This is a genomic window from Bradyrhizobium sp. WU425 (assembly GCF_021052305.1).
Lineage (GTDB): Bacteria > Pseudomonadota > Alphaproteobacteria > Rhizobiales > Xanthobacteraceae > Bradyrhizobium > Bradyrhizobium canariense_D.
The window spans coordinates 2078931-2095534 of record NZ_CP088089.1 but is presented as its reverse complement, the minus strand read 5'-3'; the positions used below and the strand labels follow the sequence as shown (position 1 = coordinate 2095534).

Annotated in this window: 9 protein-coding genes; 7 read left to right on the top strand and 2 right to left on the bottom strand. The window is 64.3% G+C overall.

All coding sequences use genetic code 11. From position 1 onward, the window contains the following. The first annotated feature begins 3 nt into the window (after positions 1 to 3). From treS to treY, 5 genes are read left to right on the top strand one after another with little or no spacing between them, the layout of a single operon-like run. Positions 4 to 3297: a maltose alpha-D-glucosyltransferase gene (gene treS / locus BcanWU425_RS10020; RefSeq protein WP_085351909.1), complete on the top strand. Its 3294-nt coding sequence runs from the start codon at positions 4 to 6 to the stop codon at positions 3295 to 3297. Continuing rightward, positions 3290 to 5428 carry a 1,4-alpha-glucan branching protein GlgB gene (gene glgB, locus BcanWU425_RS10015; protein WP_018454055.1) on the top strand — a complete coding sequence of 713 codons (2139 nt, stop codon included), beginning with the start codon at positions 3290 to 3292 and terminating at the stop codon, positions 5426 to 5428. The genes treS and glgB overlap by 8 nt, the downstream gene beginning before the upstream one ends. Before the next feature lie 3 nt (positions 5429 to 5431). After that, positions 5432 to 7510: a glycogen debranching protein GlgX gene (glgX, locus tag BcanWU425_RS10010; RefSeq protein ID WP_085351910.1), complete on the top strand. Its 2079-nt coding sequence runs from the start codon at positions 5432 to 5434 to the stop codon at positions 7508 to 7510. Further along, positions 7507 to 9261 carry a malto-oligosyltrehalose trehalohydrolase gene (gene treZ / locus BcanWU425_RS10005; protein WP_204512132.1) on the top strand — a complete coding sequence of 585 codons (1755 nt, stop codon included), beginning with the start codon at positions 7507 to 7509 and terminating at the stop codon, positions 9259 to 9261. Before glgX ends, treZ begins: the two co-directional genes overlap by 4 nt. Before the next feature lies 1 nt (position 9262). Then, positions 9263 to 12049 carry a malto-oligosyltrehalose synthase gene (gene treY, locus BcanWU425_RS10000; RefSeq protein WP_204512133.1) on the top strand — a complete coding sequence of 929 codons (2787 nt, stop codon included), beginning with the start codon at positions 9263 to 9265 and terminating at the stop codon, positions 12047 to 12049. A gap of 3 nt (positions 12050 to 12052) precedes the next feature. On the opposite strand, the gene BcanWU425_RS09995 is transcribed toward treY, so the two are convergent. Beyond that, positions 12053 to 12370 carry a polyhydroxyalkanoic acid system family protein gene (locus tag BcanWU425_RS09995; protein ID WP_085351913.1) on the bottom strand — a complete coding sequence of 106 codons (318 nt, stop codon included), beginning with the start codon at positions 12368 to 12370 and terminating at the stop codon, positions 12053 to 12055. 186 nt (positions 12371 to 12556) lie between these two features. Here BcanWU425_RS09995 and BcanWU425_RS09990 point away from each other — a divergent pair, with 186 nt between their 5' ends. Next, positions 12557 to 12721: a DUF3309 family protein gene (locus tag BcanWU425_RS09990; RefSeq protein WP_007595743.1), complete on the top strand. Its 165-nt coding sequence runs from the start codon at positions 12557 to 12559 to the stop codon at positions 12719 to 12721. A 103-nt stretch (positions 12722 to 12824) separates the two neighbouring features. Here the strand turns inward: BcanWU425_RS09990 and ligD are convergent, their stop codons facing one another. Next, positions 12825 to 15512 (bottom strand): DNA ligase D, encoded by a 2688-nt coding sequence (gene ligD, locus BcanWU425_RS09985; RefSeq protein WP_018454049.1) that lies wholly within the window; start codon positions 15510 to 15512, stop codon positions 12825 to 12827. 116 nt (positions 15513 to 15628) lie between these two features. Here ligD and ku point away from each other — a divergent pair, with 116 nt between their 5' ends. After that, positions 15629 to 16513 carry a non-homologous end joining protein Ku gene (gene ku / locus BcanWU425_RS09980; protein ID WP_018454048.1) on the top strand — a complete coding sequence of 295 codons (885 nt, stop codon included), beginning with the start codon at positions 15629 to 15631 and terminating at the stop codon, positions 16511 to 16513. The last annotated feature ends 91 nt before the right edge of the window (positions 16514 to 16604 follow it).

The following is a 16604-nucleotide window of genomic DNA, read 5'->3' as shown; positions in this document are numbered from 1 at the left end:
GCCATGAATGTATTGTCTTCCGTCGACACCAAGAAAGCCGAGGCTGCCGAGATCGTGGACGAGCTCTGGTACAAGGACGCCATTATCTATCAGCTTCACGTCAAGGCGTTTGCCGATAGCAACAATGACGGCATCGGCGACTTCGCCGGGCTGACCGAGAAGCTGCCCTATCTCCAGGAGCTCGGCGTCACCGCGCTCTGGCTGCTGCCGTTCTATCCCTCGCCCGGCCGCGACGACGGCTACGACATCGCCGACTACGGTTCGGTCAATCCCGATTTCGGGACGATGAAGGATTTCAAGCGCTTCATCCAGGAGGCCCAGAAGCGAGGCTTGCGCGTCATCACCGAGCTCGTCGTCAACCACACCTCGGACCAGCACAATTGGTTCAAGCGTGCTCGCCGCAGCCCGGCAGGCTCGAGCGCCCGCAACTGGTATGTCTGGAGCGACACCGACCAGAAATACCAGGGCACCCGTATCATCTTCACCGACACGGAGAAGTCGAACTGGACCTGGGATCACGAGGCCGGCGCGTTCTACTGGCACCGCTTCTTCTCGCACCAGCCGGATCTCAATTTCGACAATCCGCGCGTCGTCAGCGCGCTGATCCAGGTGATGAAGCGCTGGCTGGACGCCGGCGTCGACGGCTTCCGTCTGGACGCCATTCCCTATCTCTGCGAGCGCGAAGGTACCTCGAACGAGAACCTCCCCGAGACGCATGCCATCATCAAGCGGCTCCGCCACGAGCTGGATTCCTACTCCAAGGGCAAGCTGCTGCTGGCCGAGGCCAATCAATGGCCGGAGGACGTGCAGGAATATTTCGGCCGCGGCGACGAGTGCCACATGGCCTATCACTTCCCGCTGATGCCGCGCATCTACATGGCGATCGCGCAGGAGGACCGTTTCCCGATCACCGACATTCTGCGCCAGACGCCGGATATTCCGGCGAGCTGCCAATGGGCGCTGTTCCTGCGCAACCATGACGAGCTGACGCTGGAGATGGTGACCGACGTCGAGCGCGACTATCTGTGGACCACCTACGCCAACGATCCGCGCGCCCGCATCAATGTCGGCATCCGCCGGCGCCTCGCGCCGCTGATGGACAACGACCGGCGCAAGATCGAGCTGATGAACTCGCTGCTGCTGTCCTTCCCCGGCACGCCGATCATCTACTACGGCGACGAGATCGGGATGGGCGACAACATCTATCTCGGCGACCGCAACGGCGTGCGCACGCCGATGCAGTGGAGCCCGGACCGCAACGGCGGCTTCTCGCGCTGCGACCCGGCCCGCCTCTACGCGCCGCTGATCATGGATCCGGTCTACGGCTATGAATCGGTGAACGTGGAGGCGCAGTCGCGCAGCCTATCCTCGCTGCTCAGCGCGACCAAGCGTCTGATCTCGGTGCGCAAATCGACGCTCGCCTTCGGCCGCGGCACCATGACCTTCATCCGCCCGGCCAACCGCGCCGTGCTGGCCTATGTCCGGCAGTACCGCGACGAGGTGATCCTCTGCGTCGCCAATCTGTCGCGCGCGGCCCAGGCGACCGAGCTCGATCTGTCGCCCTGGAAGGACCGCATCCCGCAGGAGATGCTCGGCCGCACGCGTTTTCCGGCGATCGGCGAACTGCCCTACATGGTCACGCTGGGGCCCTATGGCTTCTACTGGTTCCAGCTCACCGAGCGCGACAAGTCCGAGCCGGTGACGCCGCGCGCAGTGCCCGAATTCGAGACGCTGGTGGTGCCGGTGAACTCGACCTGGGTGTCGCTGGCGCGCGAGCGCGGCGTGTTCGAGCACGAGGTGCTGCCGGGATTCCTGTCGCGCACGCGCTGGTATCCGGAGCACAATCCCAAGCACATCAAGCCGACGCTGACCTCGGCGGTGCCGTTCTGCGACATCGGCGACAACAGGCCCTGGATCGCGTTCTTCGAGGCGGCGCAGGGCGACGTCACCACGCGCTACGTGCTGCCGATGCAGATCGAATGGGTGCGCTTCGACCGCGAACGCTTCAATCCCAGGGCGCTCGCCGCCGTGCGTCAGGGGGCCCGCGAAGGGACGCTGCTGGACGTGGCAACCGAGCAGATCTTCATCGGCCTGTTCCTGCGCAATCTGTCGCAGAACCTGGTGGTGGAAGAAAACAATCTGCGGCTGGAGTTCAAGGCGACCAGCCGGTTTGCCGAGTACACCATCAAGGAGCCCGAACGCATCCGCACGATCGAGCAGTCGAACAGCACCGCGCTGGTCGACAACCAGTATGTCGCCAAGATCTATCGTCAGCTCGAAGCCGGCATCAATCCCGAGATCGAGATCGGCTCCTACCTCACCGAGATCGCCCGCTTTGCCAATACGCCGGCACTGCTCGGCAGCGTCGAGCTGGTCGAAGACGACCGTCGCAGCGCAGTCGGCGTGCTGCACGCCTATGTCGAGAACCAGGGCGACGGCTGGGGCGTCACCGCGGGCTATCTCGACCGCTATATCGACGAGCAACGGGTGCTGCCACCGGGCGAGATGCCCCGCGAGACCCAGGAGCAAGCGCCCTATCTGCACTTCATTACGCAGATCGGCCGACGGCTCGCCGAGCTGCATGTGGCTCTGGCCGCTGCAAAGCCCGGAGATCTCGCGCCGGAGCCCATTGGCTCCGCACACGTCAAGCGCTGGTCATCCGAGCTCGAGACACGGGCCGAGCGGGTTTTCGAGCGGCTGGCCGCCAGCACCGACCGCCTGCGGGAGGTGGACCGACCGCTGATCAATCAGCTCGCCGCGGAGCGCGCGACCCTGTCCGGCCGGCTCAACGCGCTCTTACCTTCCGAGCTCGGCGGGTTGAACATCCGTCATCATGGCGATTTCCGCCTCGGGCAAACTCTGATTGTGAAGGACGATATCTTCATCATCGACTTCGACGGAGATCCGCGTTTGCCGCTGGCCGACAAGCGGCGCAAGCTGCCTGCGGCGCGTGACGTTGCCGGCCTGATCCGCTCGATTGATCTTTCGGTTAACGCGGCGCTTCACCGCGCGCTCACGGGCGCCTCCGACGAACAGGGCCGTCTCACGGCTGCGCTCGACGAATGGCGCGAGCGCACCACCGCGACGTTCCTCACCGCCTACCGCGAAGCCATGACCGATCGGCGGCTGTGGCCGGAAGATCCGCAATCTGCGGCTGGCCTGTTAAGGTTTTTCCTGCTTGATCAAGCGTTCGAGGAAGTAGAGTACGAGCTGTCCCACCGGCCTGAGGGGCTCCATGCGCCGCTGTCCGGACTGCTTCGCATTCTGTCCAGTATCGAGAGCGAAGCCCATGCCTAAACTCCCTGCCGAGGCCTATGCGATCATCGAGGGTCGCCACTCCGATCCGTTCCACTATCTCGGGCTGCATCCCGAGGGCGACAAGAGCGTGGTGCGCGCGTTTCTTCCCGATGCTTCCAACGTCGAGGCGGTGGGCGAGCACGGCGAGGTGGCGAAGCTCGATCGCGTCCATGATGCCGGCCTGTTCATCGGCGCTCTGCCGAACGGCGCGAAGCACTACCAGCTCCGCGCGAAGTTCGGCGACAACGTCATCGAATTCGAGGACACCTATCGCTTTCCGCCGATCCTGACCGATTTCGACCTCTATCTGCTCGGCGAAGGCACCCACCAGCGCCTTTACGACAAGCTCGGCGCGCATCCGATGCGGCTCGAAGGCATCGATGGCATCGGCTTCGTGGTGCTGGCGCCCAACGCCCGGCGTGTCTCCGTCGTCGGCGACTTCAATTTCTGGGACGGACGGCGCCATCCGATGCGGGTGCGCGGCGCGGGTTATTGGGAATTGTTCATCCCGCACGCCAAGGCCGGCGACCACTACAAGTTCGAAATTATCGGACCGCACGGCCATCTGCTTCCGCTGAAATCCGATCCGATGGCCTTTGCAAGCGAGGTGCGCCCGAAGACCGCTTCCATCGTGTTCGACGAAGCGCATCTGCCGCGGCCGCGACCGGCGCCCGACGGCATCAACGCGTTGTCCGCGCCGATGTCGATCTACGAGGTCCATCTCGGCTCATGGCGGCGCAAGAACGGCAATGAATGGCTGACCTATCGCGAGCTGGCCGAGCAGCTGCCGGCCTACGCCCGCGACATGGGCTTCACCCATCTCGAATTCCTCCCCGTCAGCGAGCATCCTTTCGACGGCTCGTGGGGCTATCAGCCGACCGGGCTGTATGCGCCGACCAGCCGCTTCGGCACGCCGGAGGATTTTGCCGCGCTGGTCGATGCCTGCCACCGCGAGGGCGTCGGCGTGCTGCTCGACTGGGTGCCCGGCCACTTCCCGGACGATCCGCACGGGCTCGGCAGCTTCGACGGCACAGCGCTGTACGAGCACGCCAATCCGCTCCAGGGCCGGCATCTCGATTGGGGCACGCTGATCTACAATTACGGCCGCACCGAAGTGACGAACTTCCTGGTCTCGAACGCGCTGTTCTGGCTCGAGCGCTACGCGATCGACGGACTGCGCGTCGATGCCGTCGCGTCCATGCTCTACCTCGACTACAGCCGTCCGCCCGGCGCGTGGATTCCGAACCAGCATGGCGGCCGGGAGAACATCGAGGCGATCGCGTTCCTGCGCCGCTTCAACACCGAGCTGTTCGCGCGTTTCCCGCAGGCGACCACGGCCGCCGAAGAGTCCACCGCCTGGCCGCAGGTCTCGCGCCCGGTCGAATTCGGAGGGCTCGGCTTCGGCTACAAGTGGAATATGGGCTGGATGCACGACACGCTGAACTACATCAGCAAGGACCCGATCCACCGCAAGCATCATCACGGCGACATCCTGTTCGGCCTGCACTACGCCTTCTCGGAGAACTTCGTCCTGCCGCTGTCGCACGACGAAGTCGTGCACGGCAAGCGCTCTATCCTCGGGCGCATGCCCGGCGACGAATGGCAGCGCTTCGCGAATTTGCGCGCCTATTACAGCTTCATGTTCGGCCATCCCGGCAAGAAGCTGCTGTTCATGGGCGCCGAGATCGCGCAAAGCCGAGAATGGAATCACGACCAATCGCTCGACTGGCACTTGCTCGAGTACAAGCCCCATTCAGGCATCCAGGCGTTGATCCGCGATCTCAACCGGCTCTATCGTGCGGTGCCCGCCCTGCACCAGATGGACTGCGAGCAGGCCGGCTTCGAATGGCTGATCACCGACGACGCCAACCGCAACGTGTTCGCCTGGCTGCGCAAGGGATTTGACGAGCACGCCCGGTGCATGGTGATCGTCAACTTCTCACCCAATGTCTATCGCAATTACCGCGTTCGCGCGCCGTTCGGTGGCAAGTGGAAGGAAGTGTTCAACTCGGACTCCGCCCATTACGGCGGCAGCAATGTCGGCAACATCGGCGAAGTCCACGCCGTCAATGGCGAGCTCCGCCTCACCATTCCGCCGCTCGCCGCGATCTTCCTCGTTCCGGAAAGCTGAACGATGCGCCTGACTGCTGGATCGCCCGCACGCCTCGGCGCAAGCTGGGACGGACGCGGCACCAATTTCGCGCTGTTCTCCGCCAACGCGCAGAAGGTCGAGCTGTGCCTGTTCGACATGCAGGGCCGCCGCGAACTCGAGCGCGTCGAGCTGCCGGAGCGCACCGAGGATGTCTGGCACGGCTATCTCAACGACGTCTCGCCCGGCCAGCTCTACGGCTACCGCGTGCATGGCCCCTACGAGCCGGAGCACGGCCACCGCTTCAATGCCAACAAGCTCGTGCTAGACCCCTATGCCAAGCGGCTTTCCGGGCGGCTGGTCTGGAGTGACGCGCATTTCGCCTATCGCACCGGAAGCCCGCGCGAAGACCTGTCGTTCGACCGGCGCGACAACGCGCGCGGCATGCCGAAGGCCGTCGTCGTCGACGAGACCTTCAACTGGGGCCGCCGCGAGATCCGGCCCAACATTCCCTGGGAAGATACCATCATCTACGAGGCCCACGTCAAGGGACTGACACAGAAGCGCGACGACGTGCCGCCGAATTTGCGCGGCACCTATGGCGGCCTGTCCTCGCCCGCGATGATCGAGCACCTGAAGAAGCTCGGCGTCACCACGGTAGAGCTTCTGCCGGTGCACAGCTTCGTCGACGACCGCATCTTGGTGGAGAAGAAGCTCGTCAACTACTGGGGCTATAACACCCTGTCCTTCTTCGCGCCCGAGCAGCGCTACGCCCAGGACAACGCTCTCGATTCCTTCCGCACCACGATCGCACGTCTGCACGATGCCGGCATCGAGGTGATGCTCGACGTCGTCTACAATCACACCGCCGAGGGCAATCATCTCGGTCCGACGCTGTGCTATCGCGGCATCGACAACGCCTCCTATTACTGGCTGAACCGCGAAAACCCGCGCTACTACGACGATTTTACCGGCTGCGGCTCGTCGGTGAACCTCACCCACCCGCGCGTGCTGCAGATGGTGATGGATTCACTGCGCTACTGGGTCGAGGTCTGCCACGTCGACGGCTTCCGTTTCGACCTCGCCACCACGCTGGCCCGCGGACCGAACGGTTATGATCGAGGCAGCTCGTTCCTGACCGCGATCCGCCAGGACCCGGTGCTGGCGAGCGTCAAGCTCGTCGCCGAACCCTGGGATCTCGGCCTTGGCGGCTATCAGGTGGGCGCATTTCCCTCGCAATGGTCGGAGTGGAACGACCGTTACCGCAGCGCCATGCGCCGCTACTGGAGCGGCGAAGGCAGCCTGATCGGCGATATCTCCAGCCGCATGACGGCGTCCTCCGACCTGTTCAACCACGACGGACGGCGGCCGCGCGCCAGCATCAACCACATCACCGTGCATGACGGCTTCACCCTGGCCGATCTCTTCAGCTACAACGAGAAGCATAACGAGGCCAATGGCGAGGACAATCGCGACGGCTCCAACGACAACCACAGCAACAATTGCGGTGTCGAGGGTCCGACCGACGATCCCCAAATCGTCAGCTTGCGCCGGCAGCTTCGCAAGAACGTACTGGCCTGCCTCATGCTGGCGCAGGGCATTCCGCTGATCCTCGCAGGCGACGAGGTCGGGAATTCGCAATCAGGCAACAACAACGCCTATTGCCAGGACAACGAGGTGGGCTGGGTCGGCTGGGACAATCTCGGCAAGGACGGCGACGACATGGTCGGTTTTGTCGCCGAACTCGCCGATATCCGCCGCCGGTTCTCGCAGCTTCGCAGCCATCGCTGGCTCGACGGCCGCCCCAAGGACGGCATCTCCTATGGCGCGCTGTGGCTGACGCCGGCCGGCGACGAAATGACGGAAAGCGACTGGAAATTCCCGGAAGGGCGGTTCCTCTCCTATGTGATGGGGCCGATGGAACCGGGCAGCGCCGCGATCTTTATCGTACTCAACGCAGCCCCCGAAGAGATCGCATTCAAATTGCCAAAAATGACTGAATACAAGAGCTGGCAGCAGATCCTGAACACGACCGACGCCAAGCTGAATACGATCGACTTCCAGCCCGGGAGCGACAGCAAGGCGCCGCCGCGCTCCGTGCTCGCTTTCGCGGGGGCGCTATGAGGCCATCCTTCGGGGCGAGGCCGACGAGGGACGGCGTATCGTTCCGGCTGTGGGCGCCTGCCGCGCGCCGTGTCGATCTCCTGCTCGGCAGACGACACGCGATGCAGCGCCGGCAGGATGGCTGGTATGTCGCCGAGATTGCCAATCTGCCCGTCGGCAGCAACTACAAATTCAGGATCGATGACGAGATCGACGTGCCCGATCCGGCGTCTGCATTCCAACCCGACGACGTGTTCGGCCCGAGCGAGGTGATCGATCATGACGCCTTCGACTGGCGCGCATCCGATTGGCGCGGCCGCCCCTGGGAAGAGACGGTGCTGATCGAGACGCATGTCGGCACCTTCACTGCGGAAGGCACCTATCGTGCGATGATCGACAAGCTCGATCATCTCGTCGCGACCGGCATCACCGCGATCGAACTGATGCCGCTGGCTGACTTCGCCGGTCGCCGCGGCTGGGGTTATGATGGCGTGCTGTGGTACGCGCCCGACAGCGCCTATGGTCATCCCGATGAATTGAAGACGCTGATCGACGAAGCCCATCTGCGCGGGCTGATGGTGTTCCTCGACGTCGTCTACAATCATTTCGGCCCCGAGGGAAATTACCTCGGCCGCTACGCGCCGGCCTTCTTCACCGACGCGCACACGCCATGGGGCAGTGCGATCGATTATCGCGTGCCGCAGGTTCGCGCTTTTGCCGTCGAGAACGCGCTGTCGTGGCTCAGCGACTATCGCTTCGACGGCCTGAGGCTCGATGCCGCCAATCACATCATGGCGATCCCCGGCGAGCAATCGATGCTGCAAGACCTTAGCGTCGCCGCGGGCGAGCTTGCCAAGGCGACGGAGCGCCATATCCATCTCGTGCTGGAGAACGGCGACAACCGCGCGAGCCTGCTCGACGCGGCGCAGGAGCCTCCGAACGGCAAATATCGCGGCCAGTGGAACGACGACTACCACCACGTCTGGCACGTGATGCTGACGGGCGAGCTCGCCGGCTATTATGCGGACTATCAAACGCCGCGGCTCGATCTCGCACGCGCGCTCGCCTCCGGCTTCGTCTATCAGGGCGAGATCTCGGAATTCTGGGGCAAGAAGCCGCGGGGCGAGAACAGCGGCGAGCTGCCGCCGGCAACCTTCGTCAACTTCCTGCAGAACCACGACCAGATCGGCAACCGGCCGCTTGGCGACCGGCTCGAAAGCCTGGCATCGCCCGAGCAGATCGAAGCCGCACTCGCGGTGACCCTGCTCGCACCGATGGTGCCGATGCTGTTCCAGGGCGAGGAGTGGGGCTCCATCGCGCCCTTCCCGTTCTTCTGCGACTTCCAGGGCGGACTGGCTGATGCCGTCCGCAAGGGGCGCAGGCAGGAATACGCCTGGGCCTATGAAAAGTACGGCGACGAGGTCCCCGACCCGCTCGATCCGGCAACACTGCAATCGGCCGTGCTCGACTGGACCGACCACACGCCGGAGCAGGATGCGCGTCTTGCGCTGGTGCGGGAGCTGCTCGCACTCCGCCACAAGGAGATCGCGCCACGACTGAAAGGTGCGCGCTTCGGTGATGCCGCCGTGGCCGATAGCGGCCTGCTCACCGCACATTGGCACATGGGAGATGGCGCGACGTTGCGCCTCGTGGCCAATCTTTCCGACAAGGACATCGCGTGTTCCGACGGCGGTGTGGGGACCCTGATCTGGGGCGGCGCGGCCGGCGACCGGCTTGCGCGCTGGTCGGTGGTCTGGCGCCTCGGAGGTTGAGATGGCTCCAGCCATTCCTCTCGCAACCTACCGGCTTCAGCTCACCGCGGATTTCGACTTCGACAAGGCCGCCGCGGTGGTGCCCTACCTGAAGGCGCTGGGAATCACGCATCTCTACACCTCGCCGGTGATGAAGGCCCGCAAGGGCTCGACGCACGGCTATGACACCGTCGACCACAGCCAGTTCAATCCGGAGCTCGGCGGCGAGGCCGGCTTCGCGCGGCTGAGCGAGGCGCTGACGCGACACGACCTCGGCCTCATCATCGACTTCGTACCGAACCATGTCGGCGTGCACTTCGCCGACAATCCCTGGTGGCTGGACGTGCTGGAATGGGGCCAGGCCTCGCCGCACGCCGTCTCCTTCGATATCGACTGGGATCAACTGGCCTTCCGCGCCCGCGGCGGCGTGCTGCTGCCGATCCTCGGAGCGTCCTATGGCGAAGCGCTCGAGAGCGGCGATATCGAGCTGCGCTACGATCCCAACGAAGGTAGTTTTTCCGCCTGGTATTTCGAGCATCGATTGCCGATCGCGCCGGAGCGCTATGGCGAGGTGCTGCGGATGATCGTGAAGGACGCCGACGCCGCCGAGACCGAGACGGGCAAGCGCCTGCTGTCGCTCGCGGCGCGCTACACGGGACTGCGCCGCCCCAACCGCAAGGAAGCACCCGGCTTCAAGGCGGAGCTCAGGGAGATCGCAGGCAGCGCCGATATCATCGGGCGCGGCCTCGGCGCCTATCGCGCGGCCAAGGACCGTCCCGCGCAGACGCTGGCGCTGCATCATTTGCTGGAGCGCCAGCACTACAAGCTGGGGCACTGGCGGCTTGCCTCCAGCGACATCAACTATCGACGTTTCTTCGACGTCAACGGGCTCGCCGGCATGCGCGTCGAGGATCCCGGCACGTTCGCCGCCACGCACCGGCTGGTGAAGCAACTCATTGCCGACGGCAAACTGCAAGGCATCCGGCTCGATCATATCGACGGCCTGCGCGATCCCGCGCAATATTGCCAGCGGCTGCGCCGGCTGGTGCGCGACGCTCAGGGCACCACAAAGCCGTTCTATACGGTGATCGAGAAAATCCTGTGCGAGCACGAGCGCCTGCCGCATTTCGCCGGCGTCCAGGGCACCACCGGCTATGAGTGGATGAATGCCATCACTCACGTTCTGGTCGACGCCAAGGGGCTGGAAGCCATGGACGAAACCTGGCGACAGATCAGCAACCGGCCGCCGCGGCTCGCGCCTTACGTCAAGGATGCCAAACGGCGCGTGCTGGAGACGCTGCTGACCAGCGAATTCACGGTTCTGACGCGCCTGCTTGCGCGCATCGCCAACGGGCACTACTCGACCCGCGACTTTTCCGCTGACAGCCTGCGGCAGGCGCTCGAGCTCTATGTGCTGCATTTTCCGGTGTACCGCACCTATTTGACGACAAGCGCGCCAACGGCGAACGATCGTAAGCTGATCGACAACACCATCGAGCACGCTCGCCGGGAATGGTTCGCCGCGGACGAAGGCATTTTCGACTTCCTGCGCGACGCCCTCACCATGGACCTGCTCAAGCCTGGCCGTCCCCCGCACAGTGCCCCGCGGGTGCGCCGCTTTGCGCTGAAGGTGCAGCAATTCACCGGGCCGATGATGGCGAAGTCGTTGGAGGACACTGCTTTCTATCAATTTCACCGGCTGCTCGCCCTGAACGAAGTCGGCGGCGATCCCGCGAGCAAGGGCCTCACCATTCCCGCTTTCCACGAGACCATGCAGGCCCGCGCCAGGGAATGGCCGCAAGGGATGACGGCGACCGCCACGCACGACACCAAACGTGGCGAGGACGCCCGCGCGCGGATCGCTGCCTTAAGTGAAATTCCCGGCGAATGGACCAGCGCTGTGGCACGCTGGAAAGTCCTGAACGCGCCGCACCTCGCGCTCGACGGCAATCTGCGCGCTCCGTCGGCAACATTCGAATACATGCTCTACCAGACGCTGCTCGGCGCCTGCTCCCTCCAGGAGCCGGCCGATGCCGGTTTCGTCGCGCGTATCCAGGCCTATGCGCTCAAGGCCGCGCGCGAGGGCAAGGAGGAGACCAGCTGGCTCAACCCGCACGAGGCCTATGAGAACGGCGTCAAGAGCTTCATCGCGAAGATCCTCGATCCCGCGCAATCAGGCGAATTCCTGGAGGCGCTGAACACGCTGGCTCGCCGCGTCGCGCTGCTCGGCGCGCTGAACGCGCTGAGCCAGCTCACGCTCAAGGCGACACTGCCGGGCGTGCCCGACTTTTACCAGGGCACCGAATTCTGGGATCTGTCGCTGGTCGATCCCGACAACCGCCGCCCGGTGAATTTTTCCGCGCGACACGCGGCGCTGGGCACGCTGGACAACCCGGATTGGAATCACCTGATCAAGAGCTGGCCGGACGGTCAGCTCAAGCTGGCCTGGACGCGGCACCTGCTCAAGCTGCGCAACGAGCTGCCCGACGTCTTCGCGCGAGGTGACTACCAGCCGCTTCAGGTGCGGGGCGCACATGCCGACCATGTCGTAGCGTTTGCCCGCCGCCACGGCCGGGCTGCGGCGATCGTCGTGGTCGGGCGCCAGTTCGCACCTTTCACGCAAGCAGGCCGCGAATGGCCGGCGTTCGATGGGGCCGACGCCACTATTGACGTCACGGGCTATAATGTGCCGGGTTTCGCCGGCAACGATCTGCCGCTCGCGCAGGCGCTTCGCGGTTTTCCCGCTTCGGTCATCCCCGCGCGCCCAGCGGGCGCGGCGAAGCCGGTGCGACAGCGCACCCGCGCTTGAACGCTAGCTTTTCCCGTCCTTGCCCAACAGCAGCTGGCCGCGCTTGCGAATCGTGGCCTGCGCCATCTCCGCAAAGCGCTGCAATAGCCAGGGCAGCACCACCTGCACCTTGACATGGTCGTCGGCGACGTCGACCTGCCCCGTCGCGATCTGCCCGAGCGCGCGGATGCGGAAATTCATGCTGTCGCCGCTCCAGCTCTCCTCCTCGACCTGCATCACGGGAATGCTCGCCGCAGCGCGGCCTAGCCCAGTCTTGAGCCGGCGCACCGCCTCCTCGCGGCCCAAGCGGTGGGGAATGGAGACGACAAGCGGTGCTGACATGGCTCTGCCCGGTTAGTGATTGAACCTCACATAGTCATGCCCGGCGGTACCACAAAGGTTCCATGCAAGTTGCGCGTGCACCCGGTGTTTCATTGGCGGAACTTTAGAACCTGCGGCAAGTTGCCCTCGCACCACGGGACAGGTTGCAAACGACCCTTCTAACGAAGGGCTGGAGGAGATTTCCGCATGTCTATCGGTACGATCATTCTGATCATTTTGGTCATCGCGCTGCTCGGCGGCTTCAGCGGCATCGGCGGCGGCCCGTTCTACGGCACCGGCTATTACGGCGGCGGCGGTCTCGGGCTCGTCATCGTGATCCTGCTGATCCTGCTCCTGCTGGGACGGATCTAGCCACCAAACGAAGATCTAGTAGGGTGGGCAAAGGCGCAATGCGCCGTGCCCACCTTTTTGCTCGGCTGAGAGAAGATGGTGGGCACGCTTCACTTTACCCACCCTACTTCGTTTTCCCGGCGAGCTTCTTGATCGCCGCCTTGATCGACGCGGCTGCATCGTCATAACCATCCCACGCCTTCGATCGCGCCAGCAAGCCGGGCACCGTCCGCACCGTGTACCGCTTCGGATCGAGGTCGCTCTTCACCTGCGCCCACGTGACCGGCATCGACACAGTCGCACCATCTCGCGCACGCGGCGACAGCGGCGCCACCGCCGTCGACATCCGATCGTTGCGCAGATAGTCTAGGAAGATCTTTCCGTTGCGCAGCTTCTTCGACATGTTGAGCAGATAGCGCTCGGGAGCGTCGTCCGCCATCCACTGGCAGACGCCTTGCGCGAAGGCCTTGGCCTCCTTCCAGCTCACCTGGTCGCGCGCGCCGTGACGCAGCGGGACCACGACGTGCAGACCTTTGCCGCCGGTGGTCTTGCAGAAGCTTTCCATGCCGATGTCGGTCAGCCGCTGCCGCATCTCCTTGGCGGCCTCAACGACCTCGGCGAAGACGACGTCGGGCGCGGGATCGAGATCGAACACCAGCCGGCCCGGGGTATCGTAGGCGTAGGGCGCGCAATTCCAGGGATGCAGCTCGACGCCGCCGATCTGCGCCACGGCCGCGAGCCCTTCGATGCGGTCGATCTGCAAATAGGGCTTGCGGTCGCCGGAGACCCGCGCGAGCTCCAGAAGGTTCGAGGTGCCCTGCATGGCGTGGCGCTGGAAGAAGCATTCGCCCTTGATGCCGTCAGGGGCGCGGATCAGCGAGCACGGCCGGCCCTTGAGATGCACGATCATCCATTCGCCGACGGCTTCGAGGTAGCGCGCGAGATCCAGCTTGGTAACGGGATCGCCATTGCCGTCGTCCGGCCACAGCGCCTTGTCCGGCTTCGAGAGCACGACACCCATCACTTCGGCAGTGCCGGCTTGCGCTGTTCGTGCACCGGTCTTCGCTTGCGCGCGCGGCTTCGCGCGCTGCTTCGTCGAGGGCTCGGCAAGCTCGGTATCGACCGGTGTCTCGGCCTCGACCTCCTCCGCCGGCTTGTCCTGCCGCAGACCCTTGAAGGCGGCCTGGCGGATATTGCCGTCGGCAGTGAAGCCGGCGAACTCGATCTCCGCCACGAGCTCCGGCTTCAGCCAGTGCACCTCGCGCGTCTTTTTCGGTGCGTTCTTGCCGCCGAAGGGGCTTTGCTTCGCCTCCATAGCCTTCAAGGACGGCATGATGCGCTTGACCTTGTCCGCGCCGAAGCCGGTGCCGACCATGCCGACGAAGGCGAGATGATCACCGCGGTGCACGCCGGCCATCAGCGAACGGAATTTGCCATTGGTGGTCTTGTAACCGCCGATCACGACCTCATGGCCGGCGCGGCATTTTGCTTTGGTCCAGCTTTCTGTCCGCCCCGAACGATAGGGCGCGTCCAGCTTCTTCGACACCACGCCCTCGAGCTCGAGCTTGCAGGCGGATTGCAGCACGGCGTCGCCGCCGCTTTCGAAATGCTCGACATAGCGAATCTGGCTCGATTTGCGCTTACGCGCTTCCAGCAGCTCCTTCAACCGCGCCTTGCGCTCGCCGAGCGGCAGCCGGCGATAATCGAGGCCTTCCGCAAACAGCAGGTCGAACGCAAAGAAGATGAGCTCCTCGGTCTTGCCGTCCGACAGCGCCGCCTGGAGCGACGAAAAATTGGGTGCTCCATTGTGGTCGAGCGCGACGATCTCGCCGTCGACCATCATATCCGGCAGCGCGCCCGCCTCCTTCGCGATAGTTGCGAATTTTTCGGTCCAGTCGAGGCCTTTGCGCGTCTTCAACGTCGCCTTGCCGCCCTCGACCCGCAGCTGCACGCGGTAGCCGTCGAACTTGATCTCGTGGCACCAGCCGTCGCCGCCCGGCGGGCGCTCGACCGACGTACAGAGCTGCGGCGCCACGAAATCCGGCATCTCCGCCGCCTTGTTCGCGGTCGTCGCGGTCGTCGCTTTCTTCTTGACTGTTTTGCCGGTTTTCAACGCCGCGCGGGGCGCCGGCTTGACCGTGCGCTCTTTCGCCTCGTCCGCCCGGTTGGACTGCCAGACCGCGTCGGCCTTGGCCTTGGTGCCCTTCGCCAGCATGAACGGTTTTGGCGCACGGCCCTTGCCTTCGGCGATCTGATCCATCGCGCGGCCGGAGGCGACCGATTTGTCCTCCTCGAGAATGTCGTTGTCTGCGCCCTCGCGAACATATTCGTCGCGATGCTTGATCAGGAGCCAATTGGTCCGTTTGCCGCCGGTGCGGTCGTTGCGCATGCGCACCAGGACCCAGCTGCCGTGCAGCTTCTCGCCGTGCAGCGTGAACTTCAGATCGCCCTTCTTGAAACCGCGTTCGGGATCATCGGATTCCCAGGTGCCGCGATCCCACAGCATGACCGTGCCGCCGCCGTACTGGCCTTCCGGAATCGTGCCTTCGAAGTCGCCATAGTCGAGCGGATGGTCCTCGACCTCGACGGCCAGCCGCTTGTCGTGCGGATCGAGCGAGGGCCCTTTTGTCACCGCCCAGGACTTGAAGACGCCATCGAACTCGAGCCGCAGATCGTAGTGCAGCCGCGAAGCGTCATGCTTCTGAATCACGAAGCGGCGCTGCTTCGACGGCGCCACCGCGGTCTTGCCCGATGGCTCGGGCGTCTTCTCGAAATCACGTTTCTGTCGATACTTGGAGAGCTTTTGCAGCACGACTGGTCCCGGATTCTCTTTGGCGTGAAGCCTATCACGGCCCGCATCCCACCCGGAACCAAAACCCCGCGGGACGGTTGGGGTTCCAAAATGACTCGCAGACGCTGGAGAACGGAATGGCACCGCGCGCCTATTGGAAGGGAACGTTGAAGCTCTCGCTGGTCAGTTGCCCCGTTGTGCTTTATCCGGCGACCACCGCGGCCGAGAAGACGCGGTTTCACATGATCAACCGGGAGACCGGCAACCGGTTGAAGCAGCAGATGATCGACGCCGAGACCGGCGACGTCGTCGAGAGCGACCAGAAGGGGCGCGGCTACGAGCTGCGCAAGGGCAAATATGTCGAGATCGAGCCGGAGGAGCTCGAAGCGGTCCAGATCGAGAGCAACCACACCATCGACATCGAGAGCTTTGTGCCGAGCGACGAGATCGATCAGCGCTATCTCAACCACCCCTACTACATCGCGCCCGACGGCAAGGCCGCGGTCGATGCTTTTGCCGTGATCCGCGACGCCATGAAGGACCAGGATCGCGTCGCGCTCGCCAAGATCGTGCTCACCAATCGCGAGCACATCATCGCGATCGAGCCGCTCGGCAAGGGCCTGCTCGGCACCACGCTGCGCTTCCCCTACGAACTGCGCGACGAGGACCAGTTCTTCGACGACATCAAGAGCCCGAAGATCACCAAGGACATGGTTGAGCTCGCCGGCCATATCCTCCAGACCAAGACCTCCCATTTCGATCCCAGCAAGTTCAAGGACGACTACGAGACCGCGCTGAAGGCCCTGGTGAAGCGCAAGGCCAGCGGCAAGACAATCGAACTGCCGGAGCCCGAGGAGAAGCCGAGCAATGTGGTCAGCCTGATGGATGCGCTGAAGCAGAGCTTGAAGGGACGCGGCGGGAAGAAGACGGCGGCGAAGTCCCATGCGCGCCGGGCGTCGGGGCGAACGGGCGCCGCGAAGAAGACGCATCGGTCGACAGCGCGGCAGAGGAAGGCGGGTTAGCTCTCCACCGCGCACCTCACTCTCTTCCCTCATGGTGAGGAGGCGCGAAGCGCCGTCTCGAACCATGCAGGCCTCGCTGCAACAGTCGGGA